We start from the raw sequence: 21321 nt of genomic DNA on the forward strand, positions 1-21321 counted from the left end.
GCGCCAAGTTGCGGAAACGGTCTTCTCAGGGATCAGACGATCCGCACAGCAGTTGAGCGCCGGTTGATCTCAGGCGCTTACGATTCTTCGTTGAATTTGAGCATGATGAAACGCCCGCTGCATGAATCGCGATCAAGAGGGTTCCTTCAAGCGCGATTCTTGCGGCGCCGTGCGATCGAGCCGGTCATGGCCAGCCCCGCCAGCATGAGGGCGTAGCTGGATGGTTCAGGGACGGCGGAGATGGTGACGGTAATGCTGTCCGGCGTGCCGCCGAACATCGTACTGATGTCCGGACCGGTGATATCGTTTGTGAAGTAGAAAGAGGCGCTTTTGTTGAACTCAGCGCCGCTGACGTCTTGCGAGAAGGCTTGAGACTGGTAAAAACTTCCCGTCGGAACAAACGCTGCGGAATAGCTGCTCGCATAAGTCTGTACTTGCAACACCTGGACACCCCCCGTCACGCCCAACATGGTGCTCGACACTTCAGCGCCATTGATGTTGCTCGAAAGTGCGCTGGAAATGAGCTGGCTCCCATTGACGGTCGCGTTGGCGCTGAAGGTCTTGGTGTGGCCGTTGACGGTGACCGTGACGGTGTATCCCGGACCGTTGCCGTACAGCTCAGTTGCGGAACCTGCGGTGTTGCTGAACTCCCACTGCGCCGGGTCGGTGCTGACGGTAATCGTTTCCGTGTACGCCAGGCCAGTCAAGTCCCGTCCTATCCAGGAACCCGTGTCAGGTATGTCGCCAAAAAGTTGCATATGGTCATATCCATAGTCGATATGGCCGGTCGTGGTGAGGGTCCAGGTTTGTGCTTGTGCCTGGCTGCAGAGGGCGCTCAGCGCCAGAAGCGCGCCGGCCGCGAATAATTTGATCGTCATGTTTGCTTTTCGTAGGAGGTTGAAGGGACCGCGAACCACCACGACATTGGTGGCCCGACGGTTGCACCACTAAGCTTAGCCCGCTTGCTGCGGTGGACCGAAGCGCCCCAGACGGCCAGGCCGGAGAGAGCATCGTAGCCGTCATGCCGCAACAGGCAGCTCGCGTCTATTCGAGCGCGGCATAATGGCTTTCGTTGATATTTATATCACAATGGTATCATCAAGGCATGCTGATGAAAATTTAAATTTTGATAATTTCACTGGGCTTAAAGTGATACCGGTGGGGCTCGCCGCATGGATGTACGCGCTGTTCCAGGACGTTTCCGACAGCGGTGGCGACGCCGAAAGCGTCTTCGAGCTGGACCACTTGATCGATGACATCATGCTGTACTGGTTGCCGAACAGGGCATGCAGTCGATGCAGCGGGGTGGGATGCCGAACGTGCCGATGCAAACGCCGGCCGGGATCAGCATGTTCCCGGGCGAGCAGTTGCGACTGTCGAGGCGCTGGGCCGAACGCCGCTTCGCCGACCTGGTCCATTTCAACGAACTGGCGCAGGGCGGACATTTCGCGGCGATGGAAAAGCCCGCGGAGTTGGTCGCCGATGCGCGCGCGACGTTCAGATCGCTCGCGCCGGCATAGGCCATTCACCCGATACCGCCTTGGCAACATTCTCCTTACACTGGTCTCACTAACCCAACAAACCCAAAGGAGAACGCCATGACCACCATCAAAACCTCGCTGCGCCTGCTCGCCATCGCCACCGCCTTCGCAACTATCACCCCGCAAGTTGGCGCGGCCACCACCGATGCCAACGCCAAACCTTCGGTCGTCATCGTGCACGGCGCCTTCGCCGACGGTTCCGACTGGGCCAAGGTGATCCCGCTGCTGCAGGCCAAAGGCATCAAAGTCACCGCCGTCCAGAATCCGCTGACCTCGCTGGCCGACGACGTCGCGGCGACGCGCCGCGCGATCGCCGCCCAGCCTGGCAAGGTGGTGCTGGTGGGCCATTCGTGGGGCGGCACGGTCATCACCGACGCCGGCCAGCACGACAAGGTGCGCAGCCTGGTGTACGTCGCCGCGTTCGCGCCGGACGCCGGCAAGTCGACCGCCGAAACCGGCGAAGGCTACCCTGCGGCCCCCGGCACCAAGCGCTTCGTGGCCGACGGCGAAGGCTTCCTGAGCCTGCCGGAAGCGGCGATGCGCGAAGACTTCGCCCAGGACGTGACGCCGGCCCAGGCCGCCATCATGACGGCGACGCAAGGCCCGATCCAAGCCAATGCCTTCGCCGACAAGGTGACCGCCGCCGCCTGGACCAGCAAACCGTCGTGGTTCATCGTCAGCGCGCGCGACCGCATGATCGATCCGGGCTTGCAGCACGCGATGGCCAAGAAGATCGGCGCCAAGACCACCGAACTGGCGGCCAGCCACGTGCCACAGCAGTCGCGTCCGGCCGAGGTGGCGAAGGTGATCCTCGACGCCGTCGCCGCAACGAAGTAAGCACACAGCCGGGGACTAGCGGGCGCAGCTGACATCCAGCGCGCCTTCCTCGGCCAGCCGGGACACCTGCTCGATCAGCGCGCGCATCTTCGGCTGGTTCTGGGTGCGCATAGGGAAGTAGAGGAACAAGCCGGACGTCTCGGGCACGCACTCCGTCAGCACCCGCAGCAGGCGTCCGCGCTTGACGTCTTCATCGATCTCAACGTCGGGCAGGTAGGCGATCCCCATGCCCTGGCGCGCCCACTCGGCCAGCATTTGCGTGTCGTTGGCGGTCAGGGCGGCGTCGGTGTCGAGCAGCAGTTCGCCGTCGTCGCCGCTCAAGCGCCACGGCGGCAGGCGGCTGGAGGTGGAGAAGCGATAGCGCAGCGTTTGATGGCCGAGCAGGTCCCTTGGCCGCTGCGGCAGGCCGGCTCGCTCGAAGTAGCCCGGCGCCGACACGAGCGACCACGATAGCGGCCGGCTCAACTTGATGGCCACCATGTCCTGCGCGATCGCCTGGCCCAGCCGGATGCCGGCGTCGTAGCCCGCCGTCACCAGGTCGACCAAGCCGTCGTCGAGCGACAGGTCGAACGTGATGTCGGGGTAGGCGGCGCGCATGCGCGGCACCAGGAAGCGGGCGACGAGAAACCCGAAGGCGCGCGGCGCGGTGACGCGCAGATGGCCGGACGGACGGCTCTGGAAGCGCGACAACTCGTCGAACGCTTCGTCGATCTGGCCGACCGCCGGCTTGAGGGCCGCCAGCAGACCGGCCCCGGCATCCGTCAGCGACACGCTGCGGGTGGTTCTGACGAACAGCGGCACGCCATGCTTTTTCTCGAGCGCGCGCACGCCTTTGCTGACCGCCGTGGGGGCGATGTTCAACCGCCTCGCCGCCTGCGTGAAGCTGCGGTCAGCCGCCACCGCCAGGAAAAGCCGGATCAAATCAAGCGAACTCATAGCAGCCTATTTTGAACCGTTGGTTCATAGATCATGTCCATTCTGGTCCTTTTTCTTCATGATGCCCGAATATACACTGGCTTCACATCTTGAGGAGAATGACATGAACAAACTACCGCAATCCATCATCGACTACGTCGAGGCCTCCAACGCGCAGGCGCCGCAGCGCGCCGCCGCGTGTTTCCACCAGGACGCCGTCGTCCATGACGAAGGCCGCACGCATCATGGGCGCGAGGAGATCACCGCCTGGATCGCCGAAACCGGCGAAAAGTACCGTGCGACGATGGAACCGATCGAACTGCAGGAAGCCGATGGCCGTCACATCCTGCGGGCTGGCGTTAGGGGCAATTTCCCGGGCAGCCCCGTGACGCTGAACTTCAATTTTGAACTGCGCTCCGGCAGCATCCAGTCGCTGGAGGTCAAGCCATGAGCGGCTATCTGTTCGACGGCAAGCATGCGCTCGTGACCGGCGGCACCAAGGGGATGGGCGAGGCCATCGTTCGCAAACTGGTGGAGCAGGGCGCGACAGTGATCGCCCCGGCGCGCCACTTGCCGGCGGAGCCGCTGGCCGGCGTCCGCTATCTCGAAGCGGACGTGTCCGGCGCCGCGGGGGCGGCTTATGTCGTCGACGCGGTCCAGCGCGAATTCGGCCACCTCGACTTCCTTGTCAACAATGTGGGCGGCTCGTCCGCGCCGAGCGGCGGCGCGCTGGCGCTGACCGACGACATGTGGGACGCGGCGCTCCAGGTCAACTTGATGGCGGCCGTACGGCTCGACCGCGGCTTCCTGCCGGCCATGCTTGAGCGTGGCGCGGGCGGCATCGTCCACATCACGTCGATCCAGCGGCGGCTGCCGCTGTACGAATCGACGGTGGCGTACGCGGCCGCCAAGGCCGCGCTGGCCAACTACAGCAAATCGCTGGCCAACGAATTCGGCCCGCGCGGGATTCGCGTCAACAGCGTCTCGCCCGGCTTCATCGAGACCACCGCCGCGCAGGCGTTGATCACCCGCATGGCGACCCACCGGCAAGGCGGCGAGGACGAGGCGCGCGAGGCGCTCATGGCGTCGCTGGGCGGCATCCCGATCGGCCGTCCCGGCAAGCCGAACGAAGTCGCGGAATTGGTGGCGTTCCTGCTGTCGCCGCTGGCGGCGTCGGTCCATGGCGCCGAGTTCGTCATCGATGGCGGCACCACGCCGACCGTTTAGGCGGCAAGATTCATCACGACGAACACGGCGGCGGATTGCCCTGGACAGCGTTTTCAACTAAAGTACGAAAATGCAACTAGAGCACACCGTCACCGTCGAGGAAGCCGTCCAACTGCTGGCCTTGGTCGGCGACTTGAGCATGGGCCAGCCCACCAATCAATCGATACGCTCGGCCCATCTGGCCGAGCGGCTGGCGCTGGCGGACGGCGCCGGGCCGCAGGCGTGCGGTCATGTGCGGCTGGTGACCTTGCTGCGCTGGTCGGGGTGCACGGCCAACGCCAGCGGCTTCTCGGCGCTGCTGGGCGACGATGTCGCCGGGCGCGACGCGATGCTGCTGGATACCCTCCCGCCCGACAACCGGATGACCTTCACCAGCGTGGAGCCGCTCGCTCGCATCCATTGCGAGGTGTCGGGCGCGATCGCACAGGTGATGGGCTTGCCGGAGGAAGTCGAGATCGGGCTGCGCCGCTTTTGGGAGCACTACGACGGCGGCGGCACGCCGGATCGGCTGTGTGCTCCGCAGATTCCACGGCTGGTGTACCACGCCAACCTGGCGGGGGACCTGGAGCTGCTGACGCGCGACCGTGGCCTGGACGAGGCGCTGCGGCTGATCGCCGCGCGCGCCGACAAAAAATATCCGGCGGACCTGGTGCGCCTGCTGGCGGCGCACGCCGAGGCCTGGCTCGCGGCGATCGAGGCGCCGGCCTGTCCGGTGCAGATTCCGGCCCTGGCCGTGCCGATTCCGCTGACGATCGTGGCCGACACGATCGAGCTGAAATTGCCATGGCTGATGGGCTATTCGCGCCGCCTCGCCGATCTTGCCGAACGCGCTGCGGCGCTGGCGGGCCTTGCTCCTGCCCAGCAGCGCTGTCTGGGACGCGCCGCGCTGATCCACGGCATCGGCCGCGCGGCGGTGCCGAACATCGTCTGGGAGCGTGACGGCAAGCTCGGCATGGCCGATTGGGAAAAGGTGCGGTTGGTGCCCTATTGGACGGCGCGCGCCGGCGTGCAGATCCCTTCGCTGCGGGCGGAGGCGGCGCTCGCGTCCCACGTCTACGAAAGGCTCGATGGCAGCGGCTACTACCGCGACCTCGATGGCGAGTCGCTCAACCTGCCGCAACGGATACTGGCGGCCGCCGCGTCGTATGCTGCGTTGTGCATGCCGCGTCCGTGGCGCGCCGCGTGCGCGCCGCAGGAGGCGGCACGCATCCTGGCGGCGGACGCGCTGGCCGGGCGATACGACATGCAGGCGGTGAATTTTGTGATCGCCGCCGCCGATGGCACTTGTGTCGAGCCAGGCGAACCGGCGGGCCAGCGCAAGAAGCTGTTATCGGAGCGGGAGATCGCGGTGCTATGCCGGCTCAGCCTGGGCGAGAGCAATAAGGAGGTCGCGCGCGAATTGCAGATCAGCCCCTCCACCGTGGGCACCCACGTCGAGAACATCTTCCGCAAACTCGAATGTTCAACCCGCACCGCCGCCACGCTGAAAGGGTTGACCCTCGGCCTGATCCACGCCGAGTGATCAACCGGACGGGCCGCTTATCTCGCCTCGGGCGGGATCGCTTTTATGTCGGCGGAGAAGGCGGCGTGCGCGGCCGCATCGACCGGCCTGTGCTTGATCTCGGTCCTGGCCGGATCATTGCCGAGATAATTGTCGTTCTTCCAGTTCTTCGACGGCCGCACCGGCCTTGGCGTGAAGCCGCCGCCGCAGTTGGGACAGACGTTCGACAGCACGCTCTCGACGCAGTCGGCGCAGAAGGTGCACTCGTAGCTGCAGATGCGCGCGTCCAGCGCCGCCGGCGGCAGGGATTTGTCGCAGTGTTCACAGGTCGGTCTGAGTTGGAGCATGGGGCTGTCCTTTGGTTGGCTGTGCTGCTTGCAAGTATAGCAACAACCGCGTTGCAGTCAAAGGATCGCCGGCCCGCGCGGTCAGGAGTCGCCCGATGGGCTTGTTCGGCTGTGCGCATAGCGCGGCAGATCGTCCGGCCAATGCAGCGCGTCGGCGACGAAGACATGGCTTTGCGGTAGCGCCTGTTCCGGCGCGTCCAGGCTGCCCGTGGTGACGTCGATCTCGCCGGGACTGTCATCGTCCGCGAACGTCAGCTGGGTGCCGCAACGCGGGCAAAAGGTGCGCGTGGCGTGCGACGACGAACGGAAGCTGGACGGCTCGCCGGCGGTGAAGTGGAAGTCGTCGGTCGCCACAGTGAACCACGCCACCGCCGGCGCGCCGGTGGTGCGGCGGCAGAGGGTGCAGTGGCACAGCGTTTGGTTGCGGATGCGCTCGGCGGCCTGGTAGCGGACGGCGCCGCAAAAACATTGTCCGGTCAGCATGGGAGCTCCTGATCGCCTGCAATGGGAGCTTTACGATACCCTAAATCCGCAAGGTGCCGCGACACCTTAGCGCGGTCATCGAGCGCTCCGCCTGCTTCGCTTCCATGCGGCAAGTACATGCCGAATCGCTTCGTGCTATGCTTTTCCTCACTTTCGTAAGGAGGACACCATGCCCGCTTCCCACGACACCTACACCCGTCAGCAGGGGTTGAAAAACACCTACGACGTCGAATACACGGCCCTGCGCTACAAGATTTCCCTAGACGGCAGAGTGCTGAAAGACATCCAACTCGATATCCACAACACGCCCGGGCTCGATCCGGACGCCGCATGGTCGCGTGCCGTGTCCGATATCGAATTCCTGCGCGGAATGCCCGAACACTAGCCGCCACAGCGGCGTCTACCGGATCACTGGCCGGCCACCATCGCGCCCGCCTGGGCGGCGAACCAAGGCTGCATGCGGCGGATCGCCTCGGCGATTTCCGGCGTCGACACCGCAAAGCTGAAGCGGATGAAGCGCTTGCCCTCGACCGGATCGAAATCGATGCCCGGCGCCGTCGCCACGCCTGTGTCGTTGAGCAGGCGGGTGCAGAAGTCCAGGCTGTCGTCGGTCAGGTGGGCGATGCTGGCGTAGATGTAGAAGGCGCCGTCCGGCGGGGCGATGGCGTTCAGGCCCAGTCCCGGCAGCGCGTCCAGCAGCAGGCGGCGGTTAGCCGTGTACACCGTCAGGTGGCCTTCGAGCTCGTCGAGCGCGTCGAAGGCGGCCAGCGCCGCGTGCTGGCTGAGCGACGGCGCCGTCAGGAACATGTTGCCGCAATAGGTCCAGGCGCGGTGGATGTGCTCGGACGGCACCAGCAGCCAGCCCAGGCGCCATCCGGCCATGCTGAAGTACTTGGAAAAGCTGCTGACCACCAGCGCGTCGGGCGCATAGGCGAGTATGGTCTGCGCCGGCTCGACGTAGCTCAGGCCGTGATAGATCTCGTCCGAGATGATGCGGATGCCGCGCGCGTGGCAGACCTTGGCGATCGCCGCCAGTTCGTCGGCGGCGATGATGGTGCCGGTCGGATTGGCCGGGCTGGCGATGATCACGCCGGCCGGCGCCGGTTCGATCGCTTCCAGCGCGGCGGCGGTGAGCTGGTAGCGCACCTCGGCGCCGCAGGCGATTTCGACCGGTTCCAGGTGCAGCGCCTTGAGCGTGTTGCGGTAGGCGACGTAGCCCGGGCGCGCCAGCACGATGCGGTCGCCCGGCGAGAACAGCGAGTTCAGCGCCAGCACCAGCGCCGGCGAGGCGCCGCACGTCATCAGGAAGCGGGCGGCGTCGACCTTGATGCCGTAGCGCTCGTCGTAGAAGCGCGCCAGGCGTTCCTTCAGCGGCGTGCTTTCCCAATAGCCCATGTTGTCGGCGTCGAGCATCTGATGGGCCTTGTCGATGGCCGCCATCGGCGCACCGGTCGACGGCTGGCCGAATTCCATGTGGATGATGGAGCGGCCCTGCGCCTTCAGGGCGTGGGCGAGGCGGCTGAGGCCGACGGCGTGGAACGGGTCGAGTTGCGCTTGCATGGAGCTCCGATGGTCGGGAAGGTCCGATAGTGTAAGGCAAAACCGAGCCCTCGGTGCCGCCGCGTTTAGTCGTTGATTTCCACCACGCGGCCATTGGACGCCTGCACCGGACGGGCGTTCATTTTGTAGACGTGGCCGAACTGGGCGATCTGCTGCGACGAGACCGGCACCGGCGTCTTCATCACGAACCACTTCACGCCTTCGCTGCACGGCGGCGTCGTCAGCGAGCCGCTGAACGTGTAGTGGGCATGGTTTTCCGGCAGCAAAGTGGCGATGTTGATGCTCACGCCGGGCACTTCGACTTCTTTCTCCTTCTGCAGCGGCAGGTTGTCGAAGATGGTCTTGATCATCGGGCGCTTGGCGCCCGGCTCCATCAGCACGCCGACCACGGCCAGTTCGCCCTCGGCGTTCTTGTGCACCAGGTGGGCGACCAGCGCGTAGCGCTTGCCGTCGATGCGTTCCTCGCTCGGCTTGTGGAAGTGGAACTGCAACAGCTCATAACGTTTGCCGTCGACCGTCAGGAAACTGCCGGGCGCGTAGTTGACCTGGATCGTATGGCCGTTGTCGATCACCTTGAGCGGGCTGGCCTGGTAGTCGAACTTGAGTTCGGACAGCGCGGCGTGCTTGGCGTCGGCCGTGTGGATGTCGATCGGCGACTGCACCTTGCCTTGCGAGCACGACGTGAATTTGCTGTCGATCTCGCTCCATTTGTTGGGGCCCGTTTGACCGCTGTACGACCAGTGCGGATGCGCCTGCGGTTCCGCGCAGTGGCCGGCGATCGATAGCAGGGCGAGAAGGCCACCGGCGGCGGCGGTGCGCAAGGTGGCGCGGGGTGCGTTGTTCATCAGGTCTCCAGCGGGTTGACAGGGTAGTGGGAAGGTAACAACTTAAATTTCCACGAGACATTTAACTTACATCTAGAAATATTTGTCGGGGTAGCCGCAACATTAGGAAACATGAGGATGTTGTTTTTGAGAACCCCCGACCGCAGTAACGACGCCTTGCACTTGCTATACTGTTACCTGTTGAACACGGATCATGGGAACAGCTTTGCGGGCGATGACGAGACGATGGAAGCGGTGGGGCTTGGGTGTGGCCGGCGCGGTCGGGGTGTATGCGTTGGCGGGCGGCTGGGCGTTGCCGTGGCTGATCAAGCGTCAGGTTCCGCAATTCGTCGAGACCGAACTGGAGCGCAAAGCCAGCATCGGCGACGTCAGTTTCAATCCATTCACCTTGCGGCTGGAGGCGAAGGACGTGCGCGTTACCGAGGCCGACGGCGCGCCGCTGTTCGGCGTCGGCGCGCTGGCGGTGGAGATGCAGTGGCGCTCGCTGGTGCGCCGCGCCTGGAGCCTGGCCGAGATCCGCGTCACCGCGCCGTCGGTGCGGCTGGCCATTTCTGCCGACGGCAAGTTCAACATCGCGCAGCTGATGGAGACCCTGGACAAGCGCAAGAGGGACGACAGCGACAGCGGCATGCCGCGCCTGATCATCGAGCATTTCGCGCTCGAGCAGGGCAGGGTGGAGATGCACGACCGCCATGCCGGTTATAACGATACCTTCGCGCCGATCGCCTTCGAGCTGAACCACCTGAGCACGCTGCCGGACGAGAACGGCAACTACACCTTGAGCGCCGATGCCGGCCTGGGAGGCAAGCTGCGCTGGAAAGGCGCCGCCGCGCTCAATCCGATCGGCGGCAGCGGCGTGCTGTCGCTGGAGAATGTCGCGTTGCCGGGCATGTCGACGTACCTGAAGTCGTTCATGCGGGTGGTCGTCAGCGATGGCCGCTTGTCGGCCAGGTTGCCCTATCGATTCGGCTACAAGGACGGAAAGCTGGACGCGAGTCTGGCCGGCGCCAGTCTGGCGTTGAACGATCTGGCGGTTCAACATGCCGGCGGGGCGGCGCCGTTCGTCAAGCTGAAGGCGCTGGATGTGGGCGGCGTCGGCGTCGATCTGGGCAAGCGCTCGGTCGAGGTCGGCGCGCTGGGTTTGAAGGGCGGCGCGCTGGCATTGCGGCGCGATGCGCAAGGACGGATCGACCTGGCGAATGTGATGGTGCCGCCGTCCGCTTCCGCTAGTGCGCCGGCGCCCGCGGCCAAGCCGGCGCCGAAGGAGGAGGGCGGCTGGAAGGTGCGCTTCAAGCAGATCGGGCTGGATGACATCGCCGTCAACGCGCTCGATGAAACCGCCAGTCCGGCGCTCAAGATCAGCACCGACAAACTGACGTTGAAGCTGCAATTGCGGCTGGAAACGGCTGCGAGCGGACTCAAGCTGAACATCGACGATGCCGCGTTTTCGATGGACAACCTGGCGCTGGTCGGCGGCGCGATGACGCCGTTGAAGCTTGGGCGACTGGGCTTCGACGATGGCGCGCTCGATCTGGCCGCGCGCCATGCCAGCCTGGGCCGTCTGTACGCGGAGGGCGGCTTGCTGGATCTGTCGCGCGACAGCGCCGGCCGGTTCCTGTTCCTGGACCGGCTGCCCGCGTCGGGGGCGGTTACGGCCGCGACGCCGGCCGCCGCGCCTGCGCCGGTCAAGTCAAGTGAGACCGCCTGGACCGCCGCCGTCAAAACCGTCGAGCTGAGCAAATTCGGCGCGCGCTACGACGACGCCAGCACCGGCATCAAGGCCACTCTGCAGGACTTCAACCTGACGCTGGCCGACGTCGGCAGCGACCTGAAAAAACCGCTGGCGTTTCAAGGTGGCGTCGGCCTGCGTGAAGGCGGCCAGCTAACCGCGAAGGGCAAGGTGGTGCCCGCCACCGGCGCCGTCGATACCGAATTGACGTTGAGCAAGCTTGCGCTGGCGCCGGTACAGCCGTTGCTGAGCAAGTATGTCAAGCTCAAGCTGGCCGATGGCAGCCTGTCCGGAGAGGGCCGCCTGCGCACCGGCGCCGGCGGCGGCAAGGCCAATCCGGCCGTGCGCTACGATGGCTCGTTCGAAGTCGCCCAGCTGGCGCTTGACGAAGAAGACAACGACCACTTCGCGCGCTGGAAGTCGGTGCGCGCCGACAAGCTGGCGCTGAGCGTGTCGCCGAACTTGCTGGATGTCGCCGAGCTGCGCGTGGTCGAACCGAACGCGATCCTGATCATCGAAGACGACCGCAGCCTGAATGCGCAGCGGCTGCTGGTGAAAAAGTCCGACCCCGCGCCGCCCGTCGCGGCCACCGCGTCGGCGGCGCCCGCCGCCAGCGAGGCGTTCCCGATGCGCATCCGGCGGATGCGCTTCCAGAACGCCAAGCTGGACTTCACCGACTTGAGTTTGCGTCCGCAGTTCGGCGCGAAGATTTATGAGCTCAGCGGCCTGGTCACGGGGCTGTCGTCGAAGGCGGACGCGCGCAGCCAGATCGAGCTCGACGGCCGCGTCGACGATTTCGGCCTGGCGCGCATACGTGGCCAGTTGAATCCGTTCGTCCCGGCGCACAACACCGATGTCAATGTCGTGTTCAAGAACGTCGACATGGTGTCGGCGTCGCCGTACTCGATGAAGTTCGCCGGTTACAAGATCGCGCAGGGAAAAATTTCGCTCGACCTGCAGTACAAGGTGCGCAACAGCCAGCTCGAAGGCAACAACCAGATCGTGCTCGACAACCTGACCCTGGGCGAGCGCATCGACAGTCCGGACGCGATCAAGCTGCCGCTCGAGCTGGCGCTGGCCATCCTCAAGGACAGCGACGGCCGCATCGACCTCGGCGTGCCTGTTTCCGGCAATATGAACGATCCACAATTCAGCTACGGCTCCGTGGTGTGGAAAGCCATCGGCAACATCCTGAGCAAGGTGGCGCTGTCGCCGTTCCGCGCGCTGGGCAATCTGTTCGGCGTCAGCGGCGACAAGCTGGACGCGGTCGAGTTCGATGCCGGCGGCGACACCGTGCTGCCGCCGGAGCGCGAGAAGCTGCGCCAGGTGGCGAAAATCCTGGCGGGCAAGCCGCAGTTGAAGCTGTCGGTGCCGGGCCAGTACAACGAGGCCGCCGATGGCGCCGCGCTGCGCACGCAGGCGGTGCGCCGGCTGGTGGTGACGCGGGCGGAAATCAAGCTGGCGCCCGACGAACAGCCGGGACCGCTCGATATCGGCCAGCGCAAGGTGCGCGGCGCCTTGCGCGACCTGTATGCCGAGCGCTTCGGCGCGGCCGAGCTGGACAAGCAGAAGAAGGCGGCCGAAGGCGCGGCCGGCGCCACGCCGGCGCTGGCGCGGGCCGACGACGAGGCCCGGTCCGCCGATCCGGTCGCGCAGAAGACGCTGCCGATGCTGCAGCGTTTGGGAAAACTGGTGCAGGGCGAACCGCAGGTGGCCGACGCCAGCGCCTTCTACGGCAAATTGCAGGAACGCCTGGAGCAAAGCCAGCCGTTGCCGGAGGGGGCCTTGCCCGCGCTCGGCGCCAAGCGCGCCGCCGCGATCGTGGCGGCGTTGAAAGAGGCGGGCGTCGACGTTGCCGCGATACACACCACGTCACCGGAGAAAGCCGACGCCGCCATCGGCAAGCCGGTCGCGCTCAAACTGGCACTGGCGGCGAAATAGATGGCCGCCGACAAATCCCACGTCGGCGGCGGCGGCGCGCTGCTGGCCGGATTCGCGCTGCTGTGCAGCCAGCTGTCGCTGAACGTCGGCGCGGCCGTCGCCAAGCATCTGTTTCCGCTGATTGGCGTCGAAGGCGTGACGGCCTACCGGGTCGGCTTCGCCGCGTTGCTGATGATGGCCGTGTTCCGCCCGTGGCGCACGCCGCTGACGTGGCCGCAAGCCTGCAACGTCGCCGTCTACGGCAGCGTGATCGGGTTGATGAACCTGATGATCTACCGCTCGTTCAATCTGATACCGCTGGGGATCGCGGTGGCGATCGAAGTGGCGGGGCCGCTGACGGTGGCGGTGCTGTCGTCGCGCCGGCCGCGCGACGCGGTGGCGATCGCGCTGGCGGTGGCCGGGCTGTATTTCCTGCTGCCGATCCACGGCCATGTCGATCAGCTCGATCCGGTCGGCGTCGCCTACGCGGCCGGGGCGGCGGTGTGCTGGGCCTTGTACATCGTCTTCGGCAAGCGGGTCTCGGTCATGCACGGCGGACAGTCGGTGGCGTGGGGCATGACGGCCGCGTCGCTGTTCATCGTGCCGGTGGGGGCGTGGTATTCGGGTGCCGTGTTGTTGACGCCATCGTATATGGCGATCGGGCTGGCGATCGCGGTGATGTCGAGCGCGTTGCCGTACACCCTGGAGATGCTTTCGATGCGCAACCTGTCGTCGCGCACGTTCAGCATGTTCAGCAGCGCCGCGCCGGCGCTCAGCGCGCTGGCCGGCATGCTGCTGCTGGGCGAGCATCTGACGCCGACGCAGTGGCTGGCGATCGCCGCCATCGTGCTGGCGTCGGCGTTGACGACGTTGAGATAGCTCAAATCGCACCACGCGGTGCCCAAAGTTGCGCCGGTGCCACCAGTCGTGCCAACGCCGAGCGTCATCCAGATGCCGCCTTGTCGCTGGTGTTGCTTTTCATGCTAGATCGTGGCAGCATGGTCGCTTGATCCAGGAGAAGCCATGCAAGTCGCCCGCGCACAACAACCGATCGCCGCCGCCGCCGTCACCTTGGTCATCTGGATCGGCTGCATCGCATCGTTCCTGCCGCCGCTCGTCAAGCACACGACGAACTCGGTCCCGCTGATGATCGTGGCCGGACTCGGTATCGCAGTCAGCGCCATCCTGCATCTGATCTTTGTCGGCGTGGCCGCCAAGCGGCTGGGCCGCTCGCCAACCTTGTGGGTGGTGGTCGCCCTGTGCGGCTTTCCGATCGCGTCGATCATCGGCCTGATCCTGTTCGAATGGTTCAGCGACGAGCAGAACCAGTCGCCGGCGTAAGGACTTGCCAACATCCGAATTGATGGGCTAGTATGGATCCCGATGCAACATTGCATCGACGTCGCTCGGACGGTTCCGGGCGCTTACGTGAGATATCCATGACCGACACCCAAACTCCGCGCAGATTTTCGCGCATCGATCGCCTGCCTCCCTACGTTTTCAATGTCACCGCCGAGCTCAAGCTGGCGGCGCGCCGTCGCGGCGAAGACATCATCGATATGTCGATGGGCAACCCGGACGGCGCCACGCCGTCGCACATCGTCGACAAGCTGGTCGACACCGTGCGCCGTCCCGACACGCACGGCTACTCCGCCTCCAAGGGCATCCCGCGGTTGCGGCGCGCGATCACCAAGTGGTACAAGACCCGCTACGAGGTCGATTTCGATCCGGATTCGGAAGCGATCGTCACGATCGGCTCCAAGGAGGGCCTGGCGCACCTGATGCTGGCCACGCTGGACGCCGGCGACACCGTGCTGGTGCCCAACCCGAGCTATCCGATCCACATCTGGGGCGCGGTCATCGCCGGCGCCAACATCCGTTCGGTGCGCATGACGCCGGGTGTCGACTTCTTCGACGAACTGGAACGCGCGGTGCGCGAAAGCTATCCGAAGCCGAAGATGATGATCCTCGGCTTCCCGTCGAACCCCACCGCGCAATGCGTGGAGCTGGAGTTCTTCGAACGGGTGGTGGCGCTGGCCAGGCAGCACGACATCCTGGTGGTGCACGACCTGGCCTATGCCGACATCACCTTCGACGGCTGGAAGGCGCCGTCGATCATGCAGGTGCCGGGCGCGCGCGATGTGGCGGTGGAATTCTTCACCATGTCCAAGAGCTACAACATGGCCGGTTGGCGCATCGGCTTCATGGTCGGTAACAAGGAACTGGTCGCGGCGCTGGCGCGCATCAAGAGCTACCATGACTATGGCAGCTTCACGCCGGTGCAGGTGGCCGCGATCGCCGCGCTGGAGGGCGACCAAAGCAGCGTCGGCGAGATCTGCGCGATGTATCAGAGCCGCCGCGACGTCCTGCACAAAGGCTTGTGCGAAGCGGGCTGGCCGGTCGAGAAGCCGAAGGCGTCGATGTACATCTGGGCGCGCATCCCGGAGCCGTACCGCCACCTCGGTTCGCTGGAGTTTTCCAAGCTGCTGCTGTCGGAGGCCAAGGTGTGCGTGTCGCCGGGCATCGGCTTTGGCGACTATGGCGACGAGTATGTTCGCTTCGCCTTGATCGAAAACGAGGCGCGCATACGCCAAGGGTTGCGTGGTATCAAAGCCATGTTGCGCAAAGTGATGGAATAAATCTGCGCGCTCTTTAAGCGGCATCAAACGCATGGTCCGATGCGGCAGCTAATGTAGCTCCTGAACCAACCCAGGAGCTCCATTATGCGTCCACTGCCCATCGGCGACAGCACGCGGCGCCTGATCGCCGCCGTCAAGAAACTCGAGAACACCCTGAACACCGTGGGCCTGCCGCGTTTCGTGGCGCGCCTGCCGGTGTGCTGGCTATGCTGGCACTACTGCCGCACGCTCGACCAGAAAATCGTGCGCATCCGCCGCATCGCCGGCAAGTTCGAGCAGTGGCTGCCGACGATACGCGATTTCGGCAAGGAAGGGCCGGCGCAGCTGGAACTGATCGACGTCGACCACAGCATGCGCGACGACATCGAGGTCACCAAGAAAACGATGTGGGAACTGCGCGGCTATTGCATCGACGTCGGCCGCATGTTCGAGCAGCTCGGCTACCAGTCGCTGCGACTGAAACGCCGCCAGGCGACCTTCCTGCAAGTGCTGGAGACGTCTTGCGTATCGGCCAGCACCATGCAGGAAGCGCTGGTGGCGCATGACAGCGCGGTCCTGGCCCTGCTGCGGGCCCAGCAAACGCACGAGCGCGAGCGCGCGGCGGCCGGGTCCACGTCCTAGGCTTTAAAACCCTTCCAGCACGATCTTGCCCTTGGCGCGGTTGCTCGCCAGCAGGACGTGCGCCCGCTTCAGGTTGGCGGCATTGATCTTGCCGAAACGTTCGCCCAAGGTCGTTTTGAGCACGCCGGTGTCGACCAGCATCGCCACATCGTTCAGCAGTTGATGCTGCTTCTGGATGTCGGCGGTGTTGAACATCGAGCGCGCGAACATGAATTCCCAGTGCAGCGAGGCGCTCTTGCGCTTGAGCAGGCGCACGTCGATCGCGGCCGGGTCGTCGATCACCGCGACCTTGCCCTGCGGCGCCAGCACTTCGGCGATCGCGGTCCAATGGTGGTCGGTGTGCGTCAGGCTGGCGACATAGGTCACCGGCGGCAGGCCGAGGCGGGCGATTTCCTCGTTCAGCGGCTTGCCGTGATCGATCACGTGGTGGGCGCCCAGCTCCTTCACCCACTCCGCCGTTTCCGGGCGCGACGCGGTGCCGATGACCGTCAGGCCGGTCAACTGGCGCGCCAGCTGCACCAGGATCGAACCGACGCCGCCGGCCGCGCCGATGACCAGCAGCGACTGTCCCTGCACGCCTTTGTCGCGGCTCACTTCCAGGCGGTCGAACAGCAGTTCCCACGCGGTGATCGCCGTCAGCGGCAGCGCGGCGGCGTGGGCGAAGTCCATATTCTTCGGCTTGTGGCCGACGATGCGCTCGTCCACCAGGTGCAGCTCGCTGTTGGTGCCCGGACGGGTCAGGTCGCCGGCGTACCAGACTTCGTCGCCCGGCTTGAACAAGCTAACGTCGGGACCGACCGCCTTGACCACGCCCGCCGCGTCCCAGCCGATGACCTTGTCTTCGCCTTCGGTCGGCGCCACGTTGGCGCGGATCTTGACGTCGACAGGATTGACGGAAATGGCTTTGACTTCGACCAGCAGATCGCGGCCCTGGGCTTGCGGGGCGGGCAGCTCGATGTCGATCAGCGAATCGGCGTGGTCGATGGGAAGGGCCTTGCGGTAGGCGACGGCTTTCATGAGTTCTCCTAAAAATGGAATGGAATGCGGATGGGAGTATCATCATTTATTTCGTGGCGCGGAAAAAGAGGCGCCTCAGCGAAACACTTTCAAAAAAACGAGGAAAATGCTGCGACTTGATGATTTGACCGTTTTCGTCCGCACCGCCGATCGCGGCAGCCTGTCGGCTGCGGCCAGGGACCTGGAGATTTCCCCGGCGCTGGCCAGCGCCGGCGTCAAGCGGCTGGAGCGGGAGCTGGGCTTGCGGTTGTTCGCCCGCACCACGCGCTCGCTGCGGCTGACGGAGGAGGGCGAACACTATCTGCGGCATGCGCGCGAAGCGCTGCGCCTGCTGAAGGATGGCCACGACGCGCTGATCCAGGGCCAGGAAAGCCTGGGCGGGACCCTGAAGATTTCGATGCCGTCGGATCTGGGGCGCAATATGCTGGTCGGCTGGCTGGACGAATTCCAGTCCCAGTATCCGAAGGTCAGCTTCCAGCTCAGCATCAGCGACCGCGTCTCGGACATGTACCGGCAGCCGGTCGACATCGCCATCCGTTACGGCAGACAGGACGATTCCAGCCTGATCGCGCTGCCGCTGGCGCCGGACAACCGCCGCGTGCTGGTTGCTTCGCCGGATTACATCAAGCAGCACGGCAGGCTGACCGAGCTAAAAGATTTGACGCGGCACAACTGCCTGCGCTTCATGCTGGAAGACGTGATCCATGACCGCTGGAGTTTTTATTCGGACGCGGCCGGCGAACCGGTGGCGATTCACGTCAACGGTAACCGCAGCGCCGACGACGCCGACGTGGTGCGGCGCTGGGCGGTGGCGGGATTGGGCGTAGCCTATAAATCGCGACTGGACTTGCGCGACGATATCCGCAGCGGGCGTCTGCACATCCTGATGCCGGACGTGCTGGGCGAGCCGACGCCGCTGAATATGCTGTGCATGCACCGCTCGCAGATCACGCCGACGGTGCTGCAATTGCGCGACTTTCTACGCGCGCAGTGCGAAAAAGCGTAGCACCGGCATAGTTGCGGCACCGGCTAAAGCTGTCTTCGCTTAAAAAGTCATTAAAGCAATAGCGTGCGCACTTGCAGTGATGGCAAAACCCCTTAACATAGCTTCATGACTATTGTTGCTTGCCGTTGAATTGCGCCTCGCCAGTTGGCTGGCCGCGTTCGACGGCGGGGTTACGGCAGGACGCATCGGTTTGATGACGGCTCGCCAGCTGCCAGATCCAGGTGAGGAGCGCGAGCGAGGTGGCGGCATCGGCCGGCCTGTCTTGCGACTGGATAGGGCAGCTGGCACCGGCAACCATTAGTGCGCCTTCGACAGGATCAACAGCCAGCGGCGGCACAGCAATACTTCCAGGTGACCGGCTTGCACGCCGGTATCGCATTCGATGACGGGGTTGACCGCGTAGTAGCGCTTGCGGAAATCACGGCAGACCAGCAATTCGCGTTTGCCCATGCGCACCAGGAAGGAAGTAGGCATATATTCCATGCCGAAGCGGGAGCTGAAGCTGTTATTAACTGTTGTCATGACATTTTCCTTTTGGGAGAAGCGTTTAACGAGGAGTTCAGAATAGCATAAGTACTGTATGAATACACAGGTACTGTGTAAATAAACAGTAAATTCGCTGTTTCGTAGTTTTTCCGCCAACTTCAACGGCCATCCATCCGGGAGCACCAAATTTTCAGCAAATCCATACGTTTCATCGAGGCAAGACTGTCGCCGGGCGGCGAATTCGGCCTGCACCTGACCCTCGGCGTGCTGATGATGGTGATCACGGTCGCCATCTTCGGCAACCTGGCGTCCGAGGTCATGGAACAAGACGACCTCACCGTGCTCGACCTGCATATCGCCAACTGGTTCAACGCCAACCATTTCGAGCCGATGACCAGCATCATGATGGCGATCACCACGCTCCACACGATGCCCGGCGTGATCGTGCTGGCGTCCGCCTTCGGCTTCTATTTATGGAAGCGCGGGCAGGTCTACTGGATCTGGGCGCTGCTGCTCGGCGTGCCCGTCGGCATGCTGCTCAACGTGCTGCTCAAATACATCTTCCAGCGCAGCCGCCCGGTGTTCGAAGAACCGCTGGTCACGTTGGCGACCTACAGCTTCCCCAGCGGCCACGCGTCGGCGGCGACCTTGTTCTACGGCCTGGTCGCGTGCTACGTGATGATTGCCTGCAAGGGCTGGAGTGTGCGTTTGGGCACAGCGGCGGCCTGTGCGATGATGATACTGTTGGTGGCCTTCAGTCGCGTCTACCTTGGCGCGCACTATTTGAGCGATGTCCTTGCCGGCATGGCGGGCAGCGCGGCGTGGCTGACGATTTGCATCACCGCCATTTCCACGCTGCGCCGCCGGCGCGAGGCGAAAAGCTTATCGAACGATTCCGGGGGAATGCTCTGAACAGTATTGTAGTCATCGTCAACGCCAGCGCCGGACAGGGCTACTGCGGCGGCTGGTCCGCCGCGCTGGCGGAAAAATTCCGCGCGCAAGGCGCCGAAGCGGATATCACCTTGGCCAAGAGCGGCGAGGAAATGATCGCCCGCGCCAAGCGCGCCGTGGCCGATGGCGCCCGGGTCGTGGTGGCCGGTGGCGGCGACGGCACCATCAACGCGGTCGCGTCGGCGCTGGTCGGCAGCCAGACCCGCCTGGGCGTGCTGCCGCTGGGCACCCTGAACCACTTCGCCAAGGATTTGAACATTCCGCTGGAGCTGGACGAGGCCGTCGCCAACGCGGTGCATGGCGCACCGGCGCAGGTTGACGTGGGCGAGGTCAACGGCCGCATCTTCCTCAACAACTCCAGCCTCGGCATCTATCCCGACATCGTGCGCGACCGTGAAAAGCAGCAGAAGCATCTGGGGCGCAGCAAGTGGCACGCGTTCGCGCGCGCCGTGTTCGTCGCGGCGCGGCGTTTCCCGTTCATGAGCGTGCGGCTCAAGATCAACGGCAGCGAGCATTTGCGCCGCACGCCGTTCGTCTTCATCGGCAACAACGAATACATGCAAGGCTTGACCATGGGCGAGCGCGAGCGGCTCGACAGCGGCATGATGTATCTGTACGTGGCGCAAAAGCCCACGCGGCTGGGCCTGCTCCGATACGCCATCCACGCGCTGTTCGGCCGGCTGTCGGAAGCCAAGGATTTCGACGTGCTCTCGTCCACCGACCTGGTGATCGAGACGCGCCACCGCGAGATACGCGTCGCCACGGACGGCGAAGTGACCGTGATGACGCCGCCATTATGCTATCGTTCCAGGGCCAAGGCACTGAACGTGATCGTCCCTGTCGTACCGGCCACGTAGGAGGGGAACATGCGAACCATCGTCCATTTATCGGACCTGCATTTCGGCAGGGTCGACCAAGCCTTGCTGGCGCCGCTGCAGCAACTGACCGCCCGGCTGGCGCCCGATGTGGTGGTCGTCTCCGGCGACCTGACGCAGCGCGCCAAGACCGAGGAATTCAAGGCCGCGCGCGCTTTCCTGGACACCTTGCCGGGGCCGCAGATCGTGGTGCCGGGCAATCACGACATCCCCTTGTACAACGTCGCCACCCGGTTCCTGACGCCGCTGCGCAAATATACGCGCTACGTCACCCTGGATCTGGCGCCTGAATATATCGACGATGAAATCGCCATCCTCGGCATCAACACCGCGCGCTCGTTGACGTTCAAGGACGGGCGCATCAACGACGAGCAGGTGGCGCAGATGCGCCAGCGCATGAGCGCGGTCAATCCGAATCTGACGCGCATCATCGTCACGCACCATCCGTTCGATTTGCCGGAGACGTTCGACAAGGACGACCTGGTCGACCGCGCGCCGATGGCGATGCGGGCGTTCTCCGAGTGCGGCGTGGATTTGCTGCTGGCCGGGCACTTGCACGCCAGCCACGCGGGCAACAGCGAGAAGCGCTACAAGCTCAGCGGCTACGCGGCGCTGGTGGTGCAGGCCGGCACGGCCACGTCCACGCGCGGGCGGGGCGAATCGAATTCGTTCAACGTGATCCGGGTCGACGCCGAGCGGATCGAGGTCGACCGGTATAGCTGGGTCGACGGCACCGGCAGCTTCGAGCGGGTGACGACCGAGTGCTTCCAGCGCATCGGCGAGGCGTGGCACATGGCCGCCAAGGCCTGACGCGTCGGGCT

24 protein-coding genes are annotated in these 21321 nt (G+C 64.7%); 15 read left to right on the top strand and 9 right to left on the bottom strand.

The features are described from left to right. Positions 1–146 precede the first annotated feature (146 nt). Positions 147–878, bottom strand: coding sequence for a PEP-CTERM sorting domain-containing protein (locus BMX85_RS16180; protein WP_090320228.1), 732 nt, complete (start codon positions 876–878; stop codon positions 147–149). Positions 879–1286: 408 nt separating this feature from the next. Between BMX85_RS16180 and BMX85_RS30800 the strand changes: the two genes are divergently transcribed. Then, entirely contained in the window at positions 1287–1520 is a 234-nt protein-coding gene (locus BMX85_RS30800; RefSeq protein ID WP_218147362.1) for a hypothetical protein, read from the top strand. 78 nt (positions 1521–1598) lie between these two features. After that, positions 1599–2378, top strand: coding sequence for an alpha/beta fold hydrolase (locus tag BMX85_RS16190; RefSeq protein ID WP_090320230.1), 780 nt, complete (start codon positions 1599–1601; stop codon positions 2376–2378). 15 nt (positions 2379–2393) lie between these two features. Here the strand turns inward: BMX85_RS16190 and BMX85_RS16195 are convergent, their stop codons facing one another. Continuing rightward, positions 2394–3314 carry a LysR family transcriptional regulator gene (locus tag BMX85_RS16195; RefSeq protein ID WP_090320233.1) on the bottom strand — a complete coding sequence of 307 codons (921 nt, stop codon included), beginning with the start codon at positions 3312–3314 and terminating at the stop codon, positions 2394–2396. A gap of 103 nt (positions 3315–3417) precedes the next feature. Between BMX85_RS16195 and BMX85_RS30520 the strand changes: the two genes are divergently transcribed. The 3 genes from BMX85_RS30520 (at position 3418) to BMX85_RS16210 (ending at position 6042) form a co-directional block, all read left to right on the top strand. After that, complete coding sequence (locus BMX85_RS30520; protein WP_177196787.1) at positions 3418–3744, top strand: nuclear transport factor 2 family protein; 327 nt, start codon at positions 3418–3420, stop codon at positions 3742–3744. Then, complete coding sequence (locus BMX85_RS16205) at positions 3741–4520, top strand: SDR family oxidoreductase (protein ID WP_090320238.1); 780 nt, start codon at positions 3741–3743, stop codon at positions 4518–4520. Before BMX85_RS30520 ends, BMX85_RS16205 begins: the two co-directional genes overlap by 4 nt. A 70-nt stretch (positions 4521–4590) precedes the next feature. Next, positions 4591–6042 (top strand): HD domain-containing phosphohydrolase, encoded by a 1452-nt coding sequence (locus BMX85_RS16210; RefSeq protein ID WP_090320241.1) that lies wholly within the window; start codon positions 4591–4593, stop codon positions 6040–6042. A gap of 17 nt (positions 6043–6059) precedes the next feature. Here the strand turns inward: BMX85_RS16210 and BMX85_RS16215 are convergent, their stop codons facing one another. Together BMX85_RS16215 and BMX85_RS16220 are read right to left on the bottom strand one after the other, a co-directional pair. Continuing rightward, entirely contained in the window at positions 6060–6368 is a 309-nt protein-coding gene (locus BMX85_RS16215) for a DUF1272 domain-containing protein (protein ID WP_090320244.1), read from the bottom strand. Between the two features lie 81 nt (positions 6369–6449). Beyond that, positions 6450–6851: a GFA family protein gene (locus BMX85_RS16220; protein ID WP_090320247.1), complete on the bottom strand. Its 402-nt coding sequence runs from the start codon at positions 6849–6851 to the stop codon at positions 6450–6452. A gap of 169 nt (positions 6852–7020) precedes the next feature. On the opposite strand from BMX85_RS16220, the gene BMX85_RS16225 reads away from it, so the two are divergent. Then, complete coding sequence (locus BMX85_RS16225; protein ID WP_090320250.1) at positions 7021–7236, top strand: hypothetical protein; 216 nt, start codon at positions 7021–7023, stop codon at positions 7234–7236. A 23-nt stretch (positions 7237–7259) separates the two neighbouring features. On the opposite strand, the gene BMX85_RS16230 is transcribed toward BMX85_RS16225, so the two are convergent. After that, complete coding sequence (locus BMX85_RS16230) at positions 7260–8411, bottom strand: pyridoxal phosphate-dependent aminotransferase (protein WP_090320254.1); 1152 nt, start codon at positions 8409–8411, stop codon at positions 7260–7262. A 65-nt stretch (positions 8412–8476) separates the two neighbouring features. Continuing rightward, a complete protein-coding gene (locus tag BMX85_RS16235) occupies positions 8477–9256 on the bottom strand; it encodes a carbonic anhydrase (RefSeq protein ID WP_090320257.1) in 780 nt (259 codons plus the stop codon). A 214-nt stretch (positions 9257–9470) separates the two neighbouring features. Here BMX85_RS16235 and BMX85_RS16240 point away from each other — a divergent pair, with 214 nt between their 5' ends. From BMX85_RS16240 to BMX85_RS16260, 5 genes are all read left to right on the top strand, one after another. After that, positions 9471–12926 (top strand): DUF748 domain-containing protein, encoded by a 3456-nt coding sequence (locus BMX85_RS16240; protein WP_229210514.1) that lies wholly within the window; start codon positions 9471–9473, stop codon positions 12924–12926. Continuing rightward, positions 12927–13784 (top strand): EamA family transporter, encoded by an 858-nt coding sequence (locus BMX85_RS16245; protein ID WP_090320263.1) that lies wholly within the window; start codon positions 12927–12929, stop codon positions 13782–13784. Positions 13785–13928: 144 nt separating this feature from the next. Then, positions 13929–14246 carry a hypothetical protein gene (locus BMX85_RS16250; protein ID WP_090320267.1) on the top strand — a complete coding sequence of 106 codons (318 nt, stop codon included), beginning with the start codon at positions 13929–13931 and terminating at the stop codon, positions 14244–14246. A gap of 98 nt (positions 14247–14344) precedes the next feature. Beyond that, positions 14345–15544 carry an alanine transaminase gene (alaC, locus tag BMX85_RS16255; RefSeq protein WP_090320269.1) on the top strand — a complete coding sequence of 400 codons (1200 nt, stop codon included), beginning with the start codon at positions 14345–14347 and terminating at the stop codon, positions 15542–15544. 84 nt (positions 15545–15628) lie between these two features. Then, positions 15629–16165 carry a hypothetical protein gene (locus BMX85_RS16260; RefSeq protein ID WP_090320272.1) on the top strand — a complete coding sequence of 179 codons (537 nt, stop codon included), beginning with the start codon at positions 15629–15631 and terminating at the stop codon, positions 16163–16165. Positions 16166–16168: 3 nt separating this feature from the next. Here the strand turns inward: BMX85_RS16260 and BMX85_RS16265 are convergent, their stop codons facing one another. Further along, a complete protein-coding gene (locus BMX85_RS16265) occupies positions 16169–17182 on the bottom strand; it encodes a zinc-binding alcohol dehydrogenase family protein (protein ID WP_090320276.1) in 1014 nt (337 codons plus the stop codon). Between the two features lie 106 nt (positions 17183–17288). Between BMX85_RS16265 and BMX85_RS16270 the strand changes: the two genes are divergently transcribed. Further along, positions 17289–18188, top strand: a complete 900-nt coding sequence (locus BMX85_RS16270) for a LysR family transcriptional regulator (RefSeq protein WP_090320280.1) — start codon at positions 17289–17291, stop codon at positions 18186–18188. Between the two features lie 109 nt (positions 18189–18297). Here the strand turns inward: BMX85_RS16270 and BMX85_RS30150 are convergent, their stop codons facing one another. Together BMX85_RS30150 and BMX85_RS16275 are read right to left on the bottom strand one after the other, a co-directional pair. Continuing rightward, positions 18298–18486, bottom strand: a complete 189-nt coding sequence (locus tag BMX85_RS30150) for a hypothetical protein (RefSeq protein WP_143068011.1) — start codon at positions 18484–18486, stop codon at positions 18298–18300. Further along, on the bottom strand, positions 18486–18710 hold the full coding sequence (locus BMX85_RS16275; RefSeq protein ID WP_090320283.1) for a hypothetical protein: 225 nt from the start codon (positions 18708–18710) through the stop codon (positions 18486–18488). The genes BMX85_RS30150 and BMX85_RS16275 overlap by 1 nt, the downstream gene beginning before the upstream one ends. Before the next feature lie 234 nt (positions 18711–18944). Here BMX85_RS16275 and BMX85_RS31065 point away from each other — a divergent pair, with 234 nt between their 5' ends. Genes BMX85_RS31065 through BMX85_RS16290 form a run of 3 tightly spaced genes read left to right on the top strand, consistent with a single transcriptional unit; the run spans position 18945 to position 21310 of the window. Continuing rightward, positions 18945–19586, top strand: coding sequence for a phosphatase PAP2 family protein (locus BMX85_RS31065; protein WP_229210515.1), 642 nt, complete (start codon positions 18945–18947; stop codon positions 19584–19586). Beyond that, positions 19496–20482 carry a diacylglycerol/lipid kinase family protein gene (locus BMX85_RS16285; protein ID WP_373923749.1) on the top strand — a complete coding sequence of 329 codons (987 nt, stop codon included), beginning with the start codon at positions 19496–19498 and terminating at the stop codon, positions 20480–20482. The genes BMX85_RS31065 and BMX85_RS16285 overlap by 91 nt, the downstream gene beginning before the upstream one ends. Positions 20483–20491: 9 nt before the next feature. After that, complete coding sequence (locus tag BMX85_RS16290; RefSeq protein ID WP_090320289.1) at positions 20492–21310, top strand: metallophosphoesterase family protein; 819 nt, start codon at positions 20492–20494, stop codon at positions 21308–21310. Positions 21311–21321 lie beyond the last annotated feature (11 nt).

It is taken from the genome of Duganella sp. CF517, assembly GCF_900110275.1.
Classification (GTDB): Bacteria; Pseudomonadota; Gammaproteobacteria; order Burkholderiales; family Burkholderiaceae_D; genus Rugamonas.